The sequence below is a fragment of the Rathayibacter sp. AY1D1 genome (assembly GCF_002932635.1).
GTDB lineage: Bacteria > Actinomycetota > Actinomycetes > Actinomycetales > Microbacteriaceae > Rathayibacter.
The window spans coordinates 1,528-5,511 of record NZ_PSVY01000058.1; the positions used below are offsets into that span (position 1 = coordinate 1,528).

The window sequence follows — 3,984 nt, forward strand, 5'->3', positions numbered from 1 at the left end:
ACCGCAAGGAGGGAGCTGTCGAAGGTGGGATCGGTGATTAGGACTAAGTCGTAACAAGGTAGCCGTACCGGAAGGTGCGGCTGGATCACCTCCTTTCTAAGGAGCATCTGGACACCGCAGGGTGTTCCAGGCGCCAGATCAAAGCGAATGTCTTTGCTGGTAGCTCATGGGTGGAACATTGAACTAGGTGCTCGGTGAGATCGTCTCGCGTCAGTACAGCCTTCGGGTTGGGAACGCGTCGGGGCGGTGGAGTCGGGTACATGCACGCTGTTGGGTCCTGAGGGACCGGGCCGGCTGCCTTCGGGTGGCGGGGTCGACTCTCCGGATCTTTTTCTCACGCCTGGGTGTGTGAGAGAGGGATACCGCCCGTATTTTGAGAACTACACAGTGGACGCGAGCATCTTAGATTCACGGCTTCGGTCGTGGATCGACAAGATTCGCATGGCGCGGCTTTCGGGCTGCGGTCATGCAAATCATTGGATCTGCAACTTTTCGAGTTGTAGTTTCTTAACTCATGTGATTAGCAAGTTCATAAGAGCAAACGGTGAATGCCTTGGCATCTGGAGCCGAAGAAGGACGTCGTAATCTGCGATAAGCCTCGGGGAGCTGATAAACGAGCTGTGATCCGAGGATTTCCGAATGGGGAAACCCCGCCAGGCCCCTTGTGGTGACCTGGTGACTCCCGCCTGAATATATAGGGCGGGTAGAGGGAACGTGGGGAAGTGAAACATCTCAGTACCCACAGGAAGAGAAAACAACAGTGATTCCGTCAGTAGTGGCGAGCGAACGCGGAAGAGGCTAAACCGAGTCATGTGTGATACCCGGCAGGGGTTGCATGGCCGGGGTTGTGGGACTTTTCGTTCCGGTCTGCCGGCCGGTGAACGTTACAGCGCATCATAGACGAACAGGTTTGAACGCCTGGCCAGAGCGGGTGCGAGCCCCGTAGTCGAAATGGTGTTATGGCGTGAAGAGTATCCCAAGTAGCACGGGGCCCGAGAAATCCCGTGTGAATCTGTCAGGACCACCTGATAAGCCTAAATACTCCCAGATGACCGATAGCGGACAAGTACCGTGAGGGAAAGGTGAAAAGTACCCCGGGAGGGGAGTGAAATAGTACCTGAAACCGTTTGCTTACAAACCGTCGGAGCCTCCTTGTAGGGGTGACGGCGTGCCTTTTGAAGAATGAGCCTGCGAGTTAGTGCTCTGTGGCGAGGTTAACCCGTGTGGGGCAGCCGTAGCGAAAGCGAGTCCGAATAGGGCGATTCAGTCGCAGGGTCTAGACCCGAAGCGAAGTGATCTATCCATGGCCAGGTTGAAGCGACGGTAAGACGTCGTGGAGGACCGAACCCACTTCAGTTGAAAATGGAGGGGATGAGCTGTGGATAGGGGTGAAAGGCCAATCAAACTTCGTGATAGCTGGTTCTCTCCGAAATGCATTTAGGTGCAGCGTTGCGTGTTTCTTGCCGGAGGTAGAGCTACTGGATGGCCGATGGGGCCCAAAAGCTTACTGACGTCAGCCAAACTCCGAATGCCGGTAAGTGAGAGCGCAGCAGTGAGACTGTGGGGGATAAGCTTCATAGTCGAGAGGGAAACAACCCAGACCACCAACTAAGGTCCCTAAGCGCGTGCTAAGTGGGAAAGGATGTGGAGTTGCACAGACAACCAGGAGGTTGGCTTAGAAGCAGCCACCCTTGAAAGAGTGCGTAATAGCTCACTGGTCAAGTGATTCCGCGCCGACAATGTAACGGGGCTCAAGCACGCCACCGAAGTTGTGGCATTGACATTAGTGGTAGGCCTTCGTGGTCCAGCCGTGTTGATGGGTAGGAGAGCGTCGTGTGGCGAGTGAAGCGGCGGTGTGAACCAGCCGTGGATGCCACACGAGTGAGAATGCAGGCATGAGTAGCGAAAGACGGGTGAGAAACCCGTCCTCCGGAAGACCAAGGGTTCCAGGGTCAAGCTAATCTTCCCTGGGTAAGTCGGGACCTAAGGCGAGGCCGACAGGCGTAGTCGATGGACAACGGGTTGATATTCCCGTACCGGCGAAGAACCGCCCAAGACAATCCAGTAGTGCTAAGTATCTGAATCCCTTTGATGGATCCCTTCGGGGTGAAGCGTTGGGCCTAGCGTACGACCCCGTGCTGGTGCGTTTAGCGTATTAACAGGTGTGACGCAGGAAGGTAGCCGAGCCGGGCGATGGTTGTCCCGGTCTAAGGATGTAGGGCGAACGATAGGCAAATCCGTCGTTCATATAGCCTGAGATCTGATGGGTAGACGCAAGTCGAAATCGGTGATCCTATGCTGCCAAGAAAAGCATCGACGCGAGGTTCTAGCTGCCCGTACCCCAAACCGACTCAGGTGGTCAGGTAGAGAATACTAAGGAGATCGAGAGAATCGTGGTTAAGGAACTCGGCAAAATGCCCCCGTAACTTCGGGAGAAGGGGGGCCTGAGGCGTGAACGGACTTGCTCCGGGAGCGTTCGATGGCCGCAGAGACCAGTGGGAAGCGACTGTTTACTAAAAACACAGGTCCGTGCTAAGTCGCAAGACGATGTATACGGACTGACGCCTGCCCGGTGCTGGAAGGTTAAGAGGAACGGTTAGCCGCAAGGCGAAGCTGAGAATTTAAGCCCCAGTAAACGGCGGTGGTAACTATAACCATCCTAAGGTAGCGAAATTCCTTGTCGGGTAAGTTCCGACCTGCACGAATGGCGTAACGACTTCCCAGCTGTCTCAACCGCGAACTCGGCGAAATTGCATTACGAGTAAAGATGCTCGTTACGCGCAGCAGGACGGAAAGACCCCGTGACCTTTACTATAGTTTGGTATTGGTGTTCGGTGTGGCTTGTGTAGGATAGGTGGGAGACGTTGAAGCAAGCACGCTAGTGTTCGTGGAGTCATTGTTGAAATACCACTCTGGTCACTCTGGATATCTAACTTCGGACCCTAATCGGGTTCAGGGACAGTGCCTGATGGGTAGTTTAACTGGGGCGGTTGCCTCCCAAAGAGTAACGGAGGCGCCCAAAGGTTCCCTCAACCTGGTTGGCAATCAGGTGGCGAGTGTAAGTGCACAAGGGAGCTTGACTGTGAGACTGACAAGTCGAGCAGGGACGAAAGTCGGGACTAGTGATCCGGCAGTGGCTTGTGGAAGCGCTGTCGCTCAACGGATAAAAGGTACCTCGGGGATAACAGGCTGATCTTGCCCAAGAGTCCATATCGACGGCATGGTTTGGCACCTCGATGTCGGCTCGTCGCATCCTGGGGCTGGAGTAGGTCCCAAGGGTTGGGCTGTTCGCCCATTAAAGCGGTACGCGAGCTGGGTTTAGAACGTCGTGAGACAGTTCGGTCCCTATCCGCTGCGCGCGCAGGAAATTTGAGAAGATCTATCCCTAGTACGAGAGGACCGGGATGGACGAACCTCTGGTGTGTCAGTTGTTCCGCCAGGAGCACCGCTGATTAGCTACGTTCGGAACGGATAACCGCTGAAAGCATCTAAGCGGGAAGCCGGCTTCGAGATGAGATTTCCATCCCTTCGGGGGAGAGGCTCCCAGCCAGACGACTGGGTTGATAGGCCGGATGTGGAAGACAGGACTAAAGACTGTCGGAGCTGACCGGTACTAATAAGCCGATAACTTGATAATCACTACACTCATACCGTTGTAAAGGCTGGTAGGAGTGGTCAGAGATTGCTTGCGTCCACTTTGTGGTTCCCAGAAGACGGGCACCCCGCATCCTCCTTCGGGAGGAGCGGAACAATTGAATACACGCACGGCGTGTAACCCAGATTTGACCATGTGCCCTCGGGTGCGTGTGTCGCCAGGGTTACGGCGGCCATAGCGAGAGGGAAACGCCCGGTCACATTCCGAACCCGGAAGCTAAGACTCTCAGCGCCGATGGTACTGCAGGGGGGACCCTGTGGGAGAGTAGGACACCGCCGGACACCATTCACGATGGCCACCCAGAAATGGGTGGCCATCGCTGTTTAACC

At 55.3% G+C, this 3,984-nt stretch carries 3 rRNA genes (1 of these 3 only partly in view); all 3 read left to right on the forward strand.

The features are described 5' to 3' along the window. Window positions 1-96 (forward strand): 16S ribosomal RNA (locus C5C56_RS17235) (it extends 1,284 nt beyond the left edge of the window). 425 nt (window positions 97-521) lie between these two features. Further along, a 23S ribosomal RNA gene (locus tag C5C56_RS17240) occupies window positions 522-3,637 on the forward strand. Window positions 3,638-3,819: 182 nt separating this feature from the next. Beyond that, a 5S ribosomal RNA gene (rrf, locus tag C5C56_RS17245) occupies window positions 3,820-3,936 on the forward strand. The 16S, 23S and 5S rRNA genes sit together here, the layout of an rRNA operon. The last annotated feature ends 48 nt before the right edge of the window (window positions 3,937-3,984 follow it).